The sequence below is a fragment of the Pseudoalteromonas sp. Hal040 genome, assembly GCF_037162425.1.
In the GTDB taxonomy this organism is placed as follows: domain Bacteria; phylum Pseudomonadota; class Gammaproteobacteria; order Enterobacterales; family Alteromonadaceae; genus Pseudoalteromonas; species Pseudoalteromonas gelatinilytica.
Genome location: NZ_JARLUU010000002.1, coordinates 745,563 through 760,379, shown reverse-complemented (window position 1 = coordinate 760,379; position 14,817 = coordinate 745,563). Strand labels below are relative to the sequence as shown.

The 14,817-nt window shown below is 43.2% G+C and carries 9 protein-coding genes; 6 read left to right on the top strand and 3 right to left on the bottom strand.

Annotation, left to right across the window (positions count from 1 at the left end):
- Positions 1-453 precede the first annotated feature (453 nt).
- Both P4S60_RS20970 and dgt read right to left on the bottom strand, forming a co-directional pair.
- Positions 454-2,808, bottom strand: coding sequence for a hypothetical protein (locus tag P4S60_RS20970; protein ID WP_337117459.1), 2,355 nt, complete (start codon positions 2,806-2,808; stop codon positions 454-456).
- A gap of 187 nt (positions 2,809-2,995) precedes the next feature.
- Entirely contained in the window at positions 2,996-4,453 is a 1,458-nt protein-coding gene (dgt, locus tag P4S60_RS20965; protein WP_337117458.1) for a dGTPase, read from the bottom strand.
- 219 nt (positions 4,454-4,672) lie between these two features.
- Between dgt and P4S60_RS20960 the strand changes: the two genes are divergently transcribed.
- The 4 genes from P4S60_RS20960 to P4S60_RS20945 are packed head-to-tail and all read left to right on the top strand — an operon-like array spanning position 4,673 to position 11,392.
- Positions 4,673-6,085 carry a glycerophosphodiester phosphodiesterase gene (locus P4S60_RS20960; RefSeq protein ID WP_337117457.1) on the top strand — a complete coding sequence of 471 codons (1,413 nt, stop codon included), beginning with the start codon at positions 4,673-4,675 and terminating at the stop codon, positions 6,083-6,085.
- 10 nt (positions 6,086-6,095) lie between these two features.
- The gene (locus tag P4S60_RS20955; RefSeq protein ID WP_337117456.1) at positions 6,096-8,411 is read left to right on the top strand and encodes a PEGA domain-containing protein; all 2,316 of its coding nucleotides are present in this window, start codon (positions 6,096-6,098) and stop codon (positions 8,409-8,411) included.
- A 17-nt stretch (positions 8,412-8,428) separates the two neighbouring features.
- Positions 8,429-10,186, top strand: coding sequence for a hypothetical protein (locus P4S60_RS20950; RefSeq protein ID WP_337117455.1), 1,758 nt, complete (start codon positions 8,429-8,431; stop codon positions 10,184-10,186).
- A gap of 12 nt (positions 10,187-10,198) precedes the next feature.
- Positions 10,199-11,392 carry an alkaline phosphatase family protein gene (locus P4S60_RS20945; RefSeq protein WP_337117454.1) on the top strand — a complete coding sequence of 398 codons (1,194 nt, stop codon included), beginning with the start codon at positions 10,199-10,201 and terminating at the stop codon, positions 11,390-11,392.
- A gap of 424 nt (positions 11,393-11,816) precedes the next feature.
- On the opposite strand, the gene P4S60_RS20940 is transcribed toward P4S60_RS20945, so the two are convergent.
- Positions 11,817-12,353 (bottom strand): hypothetical protein, encoded by a 537-nt coding sequence (locus tag P4S60_RS20940; protein ID WP_063703995.1) that lies wholly within the window; start codon positions 12,351-12,353, stop codon positions 11,817-11,819.
- A 195-nt stretch (positions 12,354-12,548) separates the two neighbouring features.
- On the opposite strand from P4S60_RS20940, the gene P4S60_RS20935 reads away from it, so the two are divergent.
- Both P4S60_RS20935 and P4S60_RS20930 read left to right on the top strand, forming a co-directional pair.
- Entirely contained in the window at positions 12,549-13,496 is a 948-nt protein-coding gene (locus P4S60_RS20935; RefSeq protein ID WP_063703998.1) for an ATP-grasp domain-containing protein, read from the top strand.
- 142 nt (positions 13,497-13,638) lie between these two features.
- Positions 13,639-14,787 carry a benzoate/H(+) symporter BenE family transporter gene (locus P4S60_RS20930; protein WP_337117453.1) on the top strand — a complete coding sequence of 383 codons (1,149 nt, stop codon included), beginning with the start codon at positions 13,639-13,641 and terminating at the stop codon, positions 14,785-14,787.
- Positions 14,788-14,817 lie beyond the last annotated feature (30 nt).

The following is a 14,817-nucleotide window of genomic DNA, read 5'->3' as shown; positions in this document are numbered from 1 at the left end:
AAGAGTAAAGTTAGCGAGAGCAAAGGGGAAAGAGTAAAGTTAGAAAGGGGAAAGGATCTAGGCTCTGAGTTCAGCTCAGCACTTGAACTGCTCATGTTTAGGGTAGGTTGTCGAGCGGAGCGATACCCAACATAATCCATGTAAACCTTTTCATTTAGACGCGCGAAACAAGTTTCACGCCTACGGTGAATACATTAGGTTCTAGGTGCTAGGTTTTGGCCGCTAGGCGTTAGGACGCGATGTAAAATCGCACGTTGAGGAGCGGTCAGCTTTCAGCCTTCAGCTCTCAGACGCGCGAAACAAGTTTCACGCCTACGGTGAAGACATTAGGTTCTAGGTGCTAGGTGTTAGGACGCGATGTGAAATCGCTGCTACAGACTCGCACCTCGCATCTCGTTTCTCGTACCTTTCCCCTCGTAACTTTACCCTCGAAACTCGTACCTCGTAACTTAATCACTCATCCGTTTTAAACTGTTTGGCGCGCTCTTCTGCGTCAATTAGGGCTTGTGATTTTGGCTGTTTGGTTTTGCTTTCTATCACAGGCTTTTCGTCAGAGTTTGGATCCCAGCTTGGATCAAGTGATAAGTTCGCAAATGGGTTATGCGGCTTATCATCTTGTTGCTCAGACTCTTTATCAGCGTCGTTGTCAGAGTCGCTATCCATCTCTTCAAGCTTATCGTCGTCACTTAGTTCGTCAGACAAATCAACCGTTTCTTCCGCTGGCTGTGCAGGCTCTTCTAAACTAAATGACGCGGGTTCATCCTGTAGCTCTTGTTCAAGCGCTTGTAAGGCTTTTGCTAAATCATCATCGCTGATGTCGTCGTGCTCGTCTGTTGTGCTTGGAGCAGTGACTGTTTGTTTATCTTCAGCGAAATGATCAGCAAACGATAAATCATCACCCATCAATGACGATAAGTCATATTCAGGCACTTCATCTTTAGACGGTTCATCCTCAGAAATCGGCTCTTTTGTTGTGTATTCATCAAAGCCGAATGATGACGAACTTGTGAAGCTAAGCTCTTCAATTTCTGGCTTCTCAAGTTTATCTATGTCAGGTTTATCAAGCTCATCGATTTCAGGCTTTTCAAGTTCTTCGATTTCAGCTAAAACAGGCTCATCGTCAGCAATTGGCTCTTTCGTCGCGTATTCATCAAAACTAAATGATGATGAACTCGTAAAGCTTGGTTCTTCAAATTCAGGCTGCTCCAGTTCAACTATTTCAGGTTTATCTAGCTCATCGATCTCTGGCTTTTCGAGCTCTTCGATTTCCGCTAACACTGGCTCATCGTCAGCAATTGGCTCTTTCGTTGCGTATTCATCAAAGCCGAATGATGATGAACTCGTAAAGCTTGGCTCTTCAATTTCTGGTTTCTCAAGTTCATCGATTTCTGGATTTTCAAGTTCTTCGATTTCAGCTAACACTGGCTCATCGTCAGCGATTGGCTCATTCGTTGCGTATTCATCAAAGCCGAATGATGACGAACTCGTAAAGCTTGGCTCTTCGACCTCTGGTTGCTCAAGCTCATCAATTTCAGCAGCCTCAAATGGCTCAGGCTCTGTAATAGGTGGCTCATCGTCAGCAACGGGCTCTTTCGTTGTGTATTCATCAAAACCAAACGATGAAGAAGCGGTATAACTCGGTTCTTCTAATTCAGATTCGTCTTGCTTAACCTCTTCGGCTTGTAGCTCCGCGTCTTCGTTGATGCTATAGGATGAAGCAAGGCTTGCTAGTTTGAGCTCTTGTTCTAGGCCGCGTTGCTCATCTAAGAAGTCGTCATCAGCGTCGTTTGCATTTTTCTCGTCGTAGCCAAGTTCTAGATCGTTAAATTGATGGGCGTTAGCAAATTCTTCATCTGCTTGTTCCGATGAACTCTCAGATTCTTGCTCTTCTTTGTCACGCTGAGCACTAAAATGCATAAGCTCAGAAAGCTCGTCATTATTATCTGTTTCGGTTGCTATAAATGTCTCGTCGGCGAGAGGGTGGCTGTCTTCATGTGGGTGCTCTTGTTCTTCGGCGAGCACTGCTGCTGTTGCTGCTTTGAGTTCGTCAGCTTCTTTTTCTGCGGCAGCTTGCGCTTCTGCTGCAGCTTTAAGCGCTTTTGCTTGTAATAAGCTTTGTTCAAGTTCTGAATCTGCGTCAGCTTTTTTGCTTTGGCGAATACGCACAATCACTAAACCTGCAACAAGTAATACCAACAACACAATTAAGCTTGGCATGAGTAATGAACTTGAAGAGCCATCATTATTTGCCGGAATAGGTTCTGGTATAGGATCAGGAATAGGTGCTGGTGTTGGCAAAGATTTCGGTGCTGGTTCTGCTTTTGGTGCTGGGTCTGCTGGTTTTTCAGCCGCAGCTATTTCAGCGTCAGCACTTTGGGTTTCAACCTCAACAGCTTGCTCTTGAAGCGCTGTGCTTGAAGCCGGTTCAGCCTGAGGTTTTGGTGCATCTGAAATCGTAATTCTGTCAACTTTCGCAGGCATCTCAGTTTGCTCTGGTTGCTGAACTTCCGGCTCCATTTGCGGCATTGGTTGTTCAATAAGTTCAGACGTTTGCTCAGCAACAGGTGCAATAACCTCTTCTGGCTCTGCTGGAATTGCGCCTGAGTGCACCGCAGGATTAGCCGCAGTGGCTGAATTTACTGGGGCTGTTTCTTGTGTTTGTTGTTCTAGTTTTTCAAAAGCAGCGGCATTATTTACCGGCGTTGGATTTTTGCAGTTTTTCTCATAGTTTCTGGCTGCTGAGCGATAATTTTTATTGCTGGTGTTAAAGCGATACTCGTGCATTTGCTGTTTTAACAAAATACACATGGCTTCATTGTACTGCGCTTTACTCGTAAAGCTTAAGCTTAGGAGTAATAAGAGAAAAGTTGTTTTTATAATTGGCATATGTTCCAGACCAGTAAGGTTTAATCGATGACCCAACAGTTAATTAATTCTAAGCTGAGACGGGTAATTTATCCACATTTGGTTAACAAATTAAGCGTATTCATCGCGGTTAGTCTATTACCATCAGCGCGCGGTACTCGTCGTAAGCAAATTGGTCGGTCATTCCGCTTATGTAATCTTGAATTAATCTGCAGCGATAATAGAACTCGTAGGCGGCAAAATGATCCGGTTCGGCTTTTAGGGCATCAATGGCTTTTTGATAGCTATTCAAATGTTTATTCGAAAGTTTTTTAACAAGACGAGTTTCAATTAAGTAGTTTTGATCGCCTTTTAAAACGCGTTTAAATGCATCAGCATCAAGGGCAAGCAAAGGCTTGTAGCAATCAAGTAAACCACTAATAATTCGATAACCTTGCAGCTCTAAACGCTCTACTTCTTTATGGCAAAATACATGCTTTAACGCCACTTGTTTTAAGGTGAGCGTAACGGCGTGCAGGTGACTTCGATCTTCTAATAAAGCCTGATTAAAATCACCGTGGTAAATGGCTTCTATATTGCTGATAAAACGCTCTGCTGCGTAGCTTACTAACGGGTGTAGCAAGGTCACGCGTAGGTAGATAAAAAATTCGCTGTTAAAATTGTAAGGCTGCTCTTGAGCCTTACTTAACGCATAATCAATGGCTTTTTCGGCAAAGTCGCTGTGTTTTGTATCGTCAATGGTTAGGTTTGTGAGTGTGCGGGTGTATTGCTCTTTTAACTTTTCGCAAAGTGATTCAACACTAATAATGCCTTTTTCTACCGCATCTTCTATATCTGCCAAACAATACGAAATATCATCAGCGGCTTCCATTATGTAGCTTGCTGGGTGGCGGCAGTATTGTTCAATTTCGAGTGCAGTTTGCAGTGCTTCTACAAAGGGTTTTTCGCTGAAGTAGTAGCCCACTTTTTTCATTAAGTAGTTTTTATCTTGCGGGCTGTCTTTTTTCGCCATGCTGGCTGGGCGCGTATATTTTAAAATTCCGGCACTTTGGCTGTAGGTTAAGTTTAGTGATAATAATGAATGAATTATGCGAATACCTTGGGCATTACCTTCAAAGCTTTTTATATCTTGGGCAAGGTGTTTAAAGATCACACTAATACCAATGCCTTTACAGCGCTCAGGGGTTAGTGCGTCTAAGTGTTTTTCAAACCATTGGTTGATGGCTGCCTCGCCAAAATGACCAAATGGAGGGTTGCCGATATCGTGCATTAGGCACGCCATTTCTACTAGGCTCTCTAGCGGTCGTTCAAGCCCCGCCAAGCCATATTCTTTTTGCTTTGCATCACTGAGCTTATTAAAAATGGTTTGCACAATAAATCGGCCCACTTGTTGTACTTCAAGAGAGTGGGTTAGCCTTGAACGCACTGCGGCATTGCGTTCAAGCGGAAAAACTTGGGTTTTTTGTTGCAAACGGCGAATTGCAGCACTGTTAATAATGCGGCCCCGATCACTTTCAAGCGCAGTGTGTAAATTATTGGTAGAACGCATTTCGCGTGCTGGCGTAATTTTTTTACCAAAATCGATCATTTTTTATTCCCACAAAGCGGTAAAAATCGGGCTTTTGCATGTTGTTAGCAAAACATTGCTAGTTATTAAATTTAATCTAACAGCTTGTATCTTAAATTAAAATATCCATTTTTATTAAAGTTATTACTTTAAATCGAGACCTTTATTCATATATTATTCAGTTTTACGCACTTCTTCATTATCTTGAATTAGAAAGGAAAGCCTTTTGGCTGTATAGCAATGATGCAAACTTTGTCTCAAAAACCATGGCTACTAGCCAGTATTCTTCTGTGTTGTATTGGTTTAACTGCTTGTAAAAGTACCCCTGAGCCAAGCGCTGAAAACGCCTTAACGGTGGCCGAAAAAAATGCCATTAAGGCCAAACAGGATGCACTGCGTGCAAGAGGTTTTTATGAAAGCCAACTCGGCAATATTAATTACCTTTCAACCAGGCAATGCAGTAACTTTAATTTGCAAAGCCACCGTGGCTCAATTCGCTATGCCGAAAACTCACTTAACGCGGTGATAGATGCCATCGACAACAACTTTGATGTTGTTGAAATTGATGTGCGAATTACCCGTGACGATGTGTGGGTTGTGCATCATGATGCCCGTACTGGTCGCGAAACCGGCACCGTTGATAACCAGCGCCGTAAAATTGAGTCGATGAGCTATAAAAAAGAGTGGGGTTATTTACGTCATCGTAATCAAGATACCGGGTTACTTACCGATGATATGCCACCTTCATTCAGAGAGCTTGCTGCCACGTTTGCGCGCTATCGCAAACCTCATCAAAAATTGAATATAGAAATAAAATCAAATGCCTCAGTAAATGATTTAAAAATGCTTGATTACTTAGCATATGAACTTGTTGGTGGCGGTAACTACTTTTTTAGCAGCTTAGAAATGCGCAACCTGACTCGTATGCGTGACATTAACCCGGATATTTACTTGGCATTTATTCAATCACCGGCAAAAGCCTCGATGAATAAGTTAGCAAGCGATCTTAAGCGTGGTGCGGGTAGTGACCCCATATACGAGCGTAATAAAGAAGAACTTGAGAGCTTACAAGCTCTTGGTAATCGCCATCATCGTGAAAAACGTTACGACAGCCCAGTTAAGCTCGATAAATTAGCCAAGCAGCTCAAACGTAATTTTGGTTATGTGCTTGATATTCGTCATTACAAGCAAAGTGCAGCACGCTTAAAACCAGTCGCTAAAGCGCGCGGTATTATGATTGCCACTTATTCTATTAACGGCCACGACTACCACGAGCGCAGCTTATTAGCGCAGTCACGTTCACTTCGCCCTGATTCTGTGATCATGGATGACACCGTATATGGCTTTTGTTCTGTATTCGAATTACCAAAAATGCAGCCGTTTTTTAGCGATGAATCAGACGCTAAGTTAATTGCCAGCATGCCCGCAGACCTTGATTTAGAACGCCTAGATGAGCTGTATGCTTATAAAGGGAACCAGCTTTATCCAGCGGTGGGCGGCACACTTAAGTCAACCCAAGCACAGACTTATATTCCCAAAGTAACATCGGCTCCTTCAGCACCTAATTTAGAAATAGGGACTCGCCAAGCCGATGAAGATTTTAGCCTAGAAACAGATCCTGCTGTTGAACTAGAACTGCGTAAAAAACAATAAGAATAAAACTATGACTGATTTAATAAAGCCGTTTTGGTGGCGCTGTTTGCTACTTGTTTTAGCTACTTTATATTTATTACCCGAGGCAATTTTTAATGCTCAGTTAGTCTCTTTAGTCGGTTTAGGAACCCCTTCGGCTGAAGACCTTGAACACCTCGAAATTTATGGTCGAGCTGTATCTGGAGTAGGTGTTGCGCTGCTGTTAGCTGACTTTTTACCAAAAGCCATGGTTGCCAAAGTAGGCCGTGGCATTATCTCGTTAATCGCTTTATTGTGCTTAGTTTGGCCGGTGGTGTTTTTTGGCCAAAAGTATGCCATTGAAAAAACTTTAATTGAGCCTTCAACTGCAGAGCAGCGCCAGTTTGCTACCTACAGTGCAGCACTTAGAGATGCACTAGCGATTAACTCAATTAAAGTGAATGATCTTGATTACAACCCTGAGCAATTACATAGCTCAGAAAATCTGACTTTTTTGGCGCTTTTTGGTGGTTTACTGTATAGCGATGCCGCGCTTTCAGATAACTTAGAGCAAGATAAGCGTAAGATTATTGCCGCGTTTGTACAGAAAAAAGCGTATCAAGATTTTGATAAACATTATAAAAACTACAGCCAGTTATATGATGAGCTGGTGGTTAAATACAAAGCCTACGCTGATGGCAGTAAAAAGTACAATAGCACTTTGGCAAGTATCGGTGAGCGCGAACAAGGTTATTGGCAGCAAGTTGAACAAGAGATCAATAGCGGCTGGAACAAGTACCAACAAGCGCAAAAAGCCCATATCGCAAAAGCGTCAGCACGCGCACAAAAGTATGGTCCGAAGATTTATGATTACCACCACAGCATTGCCAAATGCCGTGAGCGTTATGACAAAAGCAGTGAAAAAGACCGTCGAAATCGTTGTTATGAACGCGAAGCAGCAGACTACCGAAGCACTATTTTAAAAGCGGGTATAGGCTACATTGAGCCTGATTATTGGCTTATTGAAGAAGATGTTTCGGTTGCTGAAAATGCTGCTGGCACGATTTTGATGGGGGTGCTCACTGGTGGTGTTTATACCGCACTGCAGGCTGCTAGTTTAGCAACCGGTGGCGATGGCGGCTTTAAAGATAAGCGCTACAAATACACCGATGACCCTGATCACTATCAGCTGCGTTTTTTACAACATCCAAACTTTCATAAGATGTTTGTGAGTGAAACGGGCTACCCATTTACAATCGAAAACTTAATGGCGTTTCGTGCTCACGAAACAACGCAAAAGAAGCTTAGAGCACATTTTGCGAGCAAAGGGTTAGAGCTTGATAGCAACTGGAATGTGGATCAACGCCAAGCATTTGCCAATGCTGTAGCTACAAAAGTAACCAGCGAAGCAAATGCGCAATGGCAAAGCGAAATGCGCAAACGTGGCATGAGTTTAGAGCCAAATTTAAGCTGGGTTGCGTTTCAGTTACACCCGCAAATTCAAGCAAAAATTGCCGATAGAATGGGCGACTTATACGTAAAAAACATACGCGCCGATTGGAATAAAAAGAACTTTAAAGACAAGGTGCTTGATCCAAACATTGCAAAACGCACCGACAAATACCTTGCCATGCTCAATAGCTCAGAAGGTAAATTTGCTGATGGTGGCGAGTATGCCGAATACGGTAAACAAGCATTGCGTTCGGTGATTATTCCGCCTATTTCGATGTCGTTGTCACTGTTTTTGATTTGCTTAACCTTTAGCAAACTGCCGTTAAAACTGTGGCAATTGATTAAACCTAAGCAAGAAAAGCAGCCAACGACTGGTGTATCTGTTTTGCAAAAGCTGATTATGCCCGCGCTGATTTTGGTAGTGCCAGTAATGTTTGTGCATAACAACTTCACCGAAGACGACCAAAGCCCTGTTAACTACTTTTTAGACAAGGTCGATGAGTCGAGCAACCCGGTGTTTAGTTATGCGATTCGTTGGACCTTGCATGCGCAGCCTCTGTTGCATCCTTTGGGGTTAGCGTTTGAAGAAAAGCTACATATTTACGAGAACTTTAGCCCGATGAGTCATGCTTTAGCTAAGGTTGATATTTTGCGCCACGGCGATGCCAACTTAACTGAAGAGCAACAACAGCGTAGACAATATCTGGTAGAGCAAAAAACCAAACTTACCATTACTACAAACCCGGCGAACGCCACGATCCGCATTATGAATATCGGCCCTAAATATAGCCCCGGCATGACATTAAAAACCGGTGCTTATGATATTCAAGTGTCGGCGCCTGGGTATAAAACGTATCGACGTTGGCACCAAGTAGATGCTGGCGAACAAACATTAACCATTGATTTAAGCAATTAATTAAGCAAGGAATGAAAATGCAACATTGCCAAAATACGGTGTATGCCACCGATCTTCACTGTTGTGATTGTGGAGAAGCTCTTGAGCAAAAAAGACAAATGCACACGGTTGAAGAACTCAACCCTGACTTGCTGGTTGATGTAAAAAACTATGCGCCACAAGCGAGTACAATCACAGGCGTTGTGAAATCAATGTATTACTATAAGCGCCGCTATAAAACCAATAACGACAACATGCTATATGGTTATTGGTGGCTAGAAGTTGAAGACAAAGACGGCATTATTCATGAGTTTAGTGTTGATGCTGAAAAAGATGTGATTGCTAACCTACAAAAGGGCAATGTGATCACCGCATTTCAAGAAACACCGTTAACACTGACTTATCGCATTGCTGATGGGAATGCTAGACGAGTAGTTAAGAATAACCGTTTTATGCCAGTTGTGATTGTGCATTTTGCCGACCAACAATATCGCAGCTGGGACAAAACCATTAGCCGAAACTACACTGGCGGAACCATACTGTGGCTTGTGCTAAGTGTTATTACATTCTTAATCATGTTGTTTGCTGCAAAGCTTGAGTTTTTACCTGCGCTACTTGCGTCGTTGCCTGTGGCAATTGGGGTGTTTATGGCAGAGCACAACTACCATAAAAAAGCCAAAGCCAAAAAAGAAGCAAAGTATGATGCGATTTTAGCGGCAACCGATGTGATGCTATCGACCACCCTAAATCAATTGGGTTATAACATGCTTGCAAGAACGCCAAGTAAGTCAGATGTTATTTGTATTTCGTGCCAGCAGCGTATTAGCCAAGATGCTGCACATTGTTATTGCTGTGGCGCTAAGCAACACGTTGAAGCGATTGCTGAAAAAGAACAGTCACTTGCAAAAGATGATGAGCAAGCCATTAGCATTCAAAAAGCGTTAGAGCCAAACATAACAAAACCAACCAGTATTGCCCAGCTTGAGCATGCCATTATGGATGAGTATAGCCTTGCTTATGAAAACGATTATGTGCATAAAAATGTTTGGGCACGTAACGAAAAAGGCACTATTCATCACCGTGCAGTGCTTGGCAAAGTATTAGAAAAAGAGCAAAGCGCACATGCCAATGAAAGCAGCCAAACCGTGACCACTACAGAAACCACAACCACCTATCGAGGTGGCATGTATGTTGGTAGCGATGTAAAAGAGCGCGTTGAGGTTTATCGTAATCGTAGCACCACTTTAAAAGGTGAAATCATGCTCGAAACTGCGTCGGGTGAGCCATTTATTTTTAAAGCGGGTGAAGATTTACTGGGCTCTGTCGATATTGGTGATTGGGTGTATTACGCCTTCAGCAGTGTCGATACAAAGCGCTACTCTGAGTATTACCGTGAGTATGCGGTTAATGTGAGTAAAGACATTAAGTACAACAACTCTTCTGTCAGAAACTTTGGCATGGTGCATGGTTTTAACCGTATGGTATTGCTTGGTCTTACGTCAGTAGGGCTAGCATGGTACTTTGATGCCCGTGATTTTTACCCATTAGTAAATACACTTGTGCCAGATGCTGGCATTGATTTACTCAATAATTACCCGCAAGTGGTTGAGCACTTAGATGGCCTACCCGTTGCTGTGTTTATTGTGTTAAGTGTGGTTACGGGCGTTTGGGGCTTTATTTATAGCCAAATAAACGGCTCACGTTTGAAGCGTAGTGTGAAAAAGCTAGAAAGCATGATCACAAAATTTTCAAAACAGTTTGGTAAAGTTTCTGAGCAAATTAACAAATTGAACTAAAAAGGGTTTCGCATGCGTATTTGGCAATTAGTTTTAGCTGGTTTATTAGCGTTCAGCTCCCTAGTAAAAGCGGGGCAAGAGCAATCGGTCGTGCTTATTTCGATAGATGGATTTCGCTGGGATTACATTGAAAAACACCATGCAAAACACTTAAAAGCAATCAGTGAACAGGGCGTAAGAGCAAGCAAAATGCGCCCTGTTTATCCGACCAAAACCTTCCCGAATCATTTGTCGATTATTACCGGGTTATTGCCAGTTAATCATGGCATTGTCGAGAACCGCTTTTGCGATACTGAGCGCAACGACTGCTACAAAATGGGTAAAGGGAAAGACGATAGCACTTGGGTGAATGGCATTCCGCTTTGGAACCTTGCACAAATGCAAGGCTTAAAAGCCGCCACTTATTTTTGGCCTGAATCAGATGCGCGCTTTAATGGCATGCTGCCTGATTACTTTTATCATTATTCAAAACATAGCGACTACCAACAGCGTGTTGATCAAATTATTCAGTGGTTGAGCTTGCCAAAAGCACAGCGCCCGCGTTTAGTGGTCAGCTACTTTTCGCTGGTTGATAGCATGGGGCACGAGTTTGGCCCTGATGCCAAAGAAACGTATGACGCAGTGCAAAAGCTCGATAGTTTAATGGCTAATTTATCGAGCCGTTTAAAAGCGCTTGATGAAAACATTAATTTAGTGATTGTGTCTGATCACGGTATGGCGTCTGTTGATCCAAGCCTTAGTATTAAAATTGATAGCTTGCCGCAAGACGAAAACTTCATAGTGCAAAACACCGGCCCTCGGGTTTTATATTATGCAAAACCAGATAGCAAAGCAGACATCAGTGGATTCAGTAAAAAGCTCGCTAAAACCGCTGATGGTCGTTATATCGTGTTAAGCGAGCAGCAAAAGCGTGATTATCACTACGATAAAGGCCCACGCGTTGGCGATATTATTTTACAAACCGACGCACCTCGAGTTTTTACCGACAGTAAAATGGCTGGCTATTTAGGCACTCATGGTTACGCTTATAGCGAAGATATGGCTGCAACCTTTATCGCCACCGGTCCCGCTTTTAAACAAGGCCTTCGCTTAGAAGAAGTAAGTAATCTAGATGTGTACCCGCTGATCGCCAAAATTCTAGGCCTTGAGATTTTAAGCCCAATCGATAGCGACGGCGCAAGTTTATGGCCGGTGGTTGAGGAGTAGGTGTGAGTTAGCGGGGGGCGAGGGGAAAGTTTCTAGGGGAAAGTTTCTAGGGGAAAGGCGCTAGGGGAAAGGCGCTAGGACGCGATGTAAAATCGCTGGCTTTTAGTCGTTAGAGGTCAGATATTAGATGTCAGTCGATCAGTGGGGTTGATTAGGTCGTGTGCTCTTCTCAGCGATTTAAGCCTTGTAGGAGGTACTTTAGTGCCGAATCAAACATAAATGAGAGCGGTCAGCTATCAGACGCGCGAAACAAGTTTCACGCCTACGGGGAAACAATAGACGCTAGGTTTTGGGTTCTAGGACGCGATGTAAAATCGCTGCTACCTCGTATCTCGCACCTCAAATCTCGTAACTTTACCCTTGTATCTTATAACTCGCTAACTTTCCCCTTTCCCCTTGAAACTAGCAACTCGTACCTCCTCATCTACAACTTCGTTACCCACCCGTATTCACCATGGCTTTGAAACTTGTAGCTTTGCTTACCGGCGTCAAATTGGCCTTGTAGGGTGTTTTCTGTGAGGGTCATCACGGCTTGATGGCCTGCTTTAGCATGATCATTGACCTTGCCAAATACACTTCTATCGCCATTACTGGCTTCGATAATGTTACTAATTTCGACGGTGTAACTGAGGTATTCATCAATTACTAAAATAAAGTGATCGCCGGGTTGTAGGGTTTTTAGGGTGTCTAAATCAAATTCGCTGAATGCGGTGTTTGCTAATTGGTCAGGCAATCGACCTTGTTTATATAGATAATCGTGGGCGCGGTTAGATAACTGATTAAGCGGCGCAGTTAAGTTCACAATGGGTTGTGGGGCTATTTGGTCGGCTTCTGCTTTGTAAGAGGCAACAAACTGCTGTGTGCTGGGTTTTGTTTTAAAACCATCACTTTGAATGTGCCATTCATTCAGTGCAAATGCTGTAAGTGGCAGAATAAAGATTAATGCAAGCGTCCTGTTCACATGTTTCTCTTACGGGGTTTTATGTTAACTCGTTGTTAGTTTTTACCTCAAGTTAACAATTCGGTCAATAGTTAATCACTAAGTAGTGGTTTTTGTCATCGTCACGATAAAATTAATTTGTTTTACTCAGCTCTGAATGCTGAGCATAATCCGCGTTTTTTTGTCACCGAAACTCCAAGACTAGAGGTACCGACCATGCGCGGGTGGATCATTTATAAAGATAGCCAAGGCTTGTTAAAGCAAGAAACCTATGAAGTTGAGCGCTTACTTGCTGCAGCCAAAGAAGAAGGCATAGATTTACAAGTTTATTCGCCTGATCAATTTGATCTGACTATTACCCGTGAAGACGGTAAAAGTATTTTAATTGATGGCCAATCTGTTGAGCTACCAGACTTTGTTATTCCTCGCATGGGTGCAAGTACAACCTATTTTGCGCTGGCGATTATTCGCCACCTTGAGCGTTTAGGCGTTTACTGTGTCAATAGCTCGCAATCAATCGAAACAGTAAAAGACAAACTGTTTGCACAGCAAATTCTTGCTGAATGTAATTTACCAACGCCGAATACCATGTTGGTTAAGTTTCCGGTGAATATTGATTTGGTTGAAAAGCAGATTGGCTTTCCTGTGGTTATTAAAACGTTATCGGGCTCGCAGGGCAGTGGCGTGTTCTTATCAAAATCAAAAGAAGAGTTTGATGACTTAATGCAGCTGATTGAGGCGGCAAACCCACAAGCAAACATCATTTTACAGCAGTTTGTTAAGTCGAGTCATGGTCGTGATTTGCGAGTACTTACTATCGGTGGCCGTGCTGTTGCGTGTATGGAGCGTAACTCACAGGGTAAAAACTTTAAAGCCAACGTCAGTGCTGGTGGCACAGGTAAGTCATTTCCTATCACGCCAGAAATCGAATGGCTTGCAACCCAAACTGCGAACGTACTTAACCTTGATGTGGCTGGCATTGATTTATTGTTTGATGAGCAGCACTTTAAAATTTGTGAAGCAAACTCAAGCCCTGGCTTTGAAGGCTTAGAAGGTGCGTTGGGTATTGATGTCGCCAAAGAAATTTTGCACTTCATTCGCATTCGATTAGGCATTTTTGATAAGCCAGAAGTGGCCGAGGAGCCTTGTTTAGAGGCCGTTTAAACTTTCAAAAGGCGTGTCTATAACACGCCTTTTTTGTGTCATCTGTATAGTAAATAAATCTTAAAATACTACAAAAGTGTACAGTGCCATCTGGCAAATCATAGGATATGGTAGATTTTTAATTGCCAAGGAGTGTGTGTACATGAGTCAGCTCATCAGTCGAGCAACTGCGGGGTTAGTGGCCGTTATTATTGGCTTTACCAGTTCAATCGCGCTTATTTATCAGGTTGTTATGGTGTTAGGTGGCACACCTGATTTAGTTGCCAGCTGGGTGTTAATGCTTGGTCTTGCGATGGGGGTTAGCTCAATTGCGTTGTCTTATTATTACAAAGTGCCCATTCTTATTGCGTGGTCAACAACCGGAGCGGCACTGCTTATTTCAAGTGCCCAAGGGTATAGCTTAAACCAAGCTGTTGGCGCGTTTATGTTCTCGGCGGCGCTGGTGTTTTTGTCTGGTATTACTGGCGTGTTCGAAAAAATGATGAACAAGATCCCAAGCCAATTGGCTTGTGCCATGCTTGCAGGTGTGCTGGTAAATTTTGGTATTGATGTGTTCAACTTTATGAATGAGCTACCTTTAGTCATTGGTTTAATGGTGGCTGTTTATTTATGTGGAAAGCGCTATTTTCCTCGCTTTGCTATGCTCGCAGTGGTTGTTGCGGGCTTTTTAATGGCAGGTGTGACTGGGCAAATTGATACCTCTAGCTGGCGGTGGAAAATGAGCGAGTTTGCTTACATTGCGCCTGAGTTTGACTTAAACGCCATGATAAGTGTTGGTTTGCCGCTGTTTATTGTGACTATGACGTCGCAGAACTTACCGGGTATTGCTGTTTTAAAAGCGCACCAATACAAAGCCCCTGTATCGGCAGCGCTAAATGTAACCGGACTATTAAATGTATTTATTGCACCATTTGGTGGCTATGCCATTAACCTGGCGGCTATAACGGCTGCCATTTGTATGAGCCCTGAGGCAGATAAAGATCCAAGCAAACGTTATTGGGCAAGCATTGCTGGTGGTGTTTTTTACATTATTATGGCGCTCCTTGCGGCAACCTTGGTTGGCTTGGTTGCAAGTTTGCCACAAGCATTGATTTTGGCGTTGGCAGGTATTGCGCTATTTGCCACCATTGCGAGCAGCTTACAGCAAGCTTTAACAGAGGCGTATTATACCGAAGCTGCTATCGTGACCTTTTTGGTCACAGCCTCTAACCTAACCTTATTCTCGGTCGGTTCTGCGTTTTGGGGGATTGTTGCTGGCACGGTGACTTTGGTTATGACACGTAAAGATTAGTGACACGCTTCAATATTAAAAAAGGCCCTA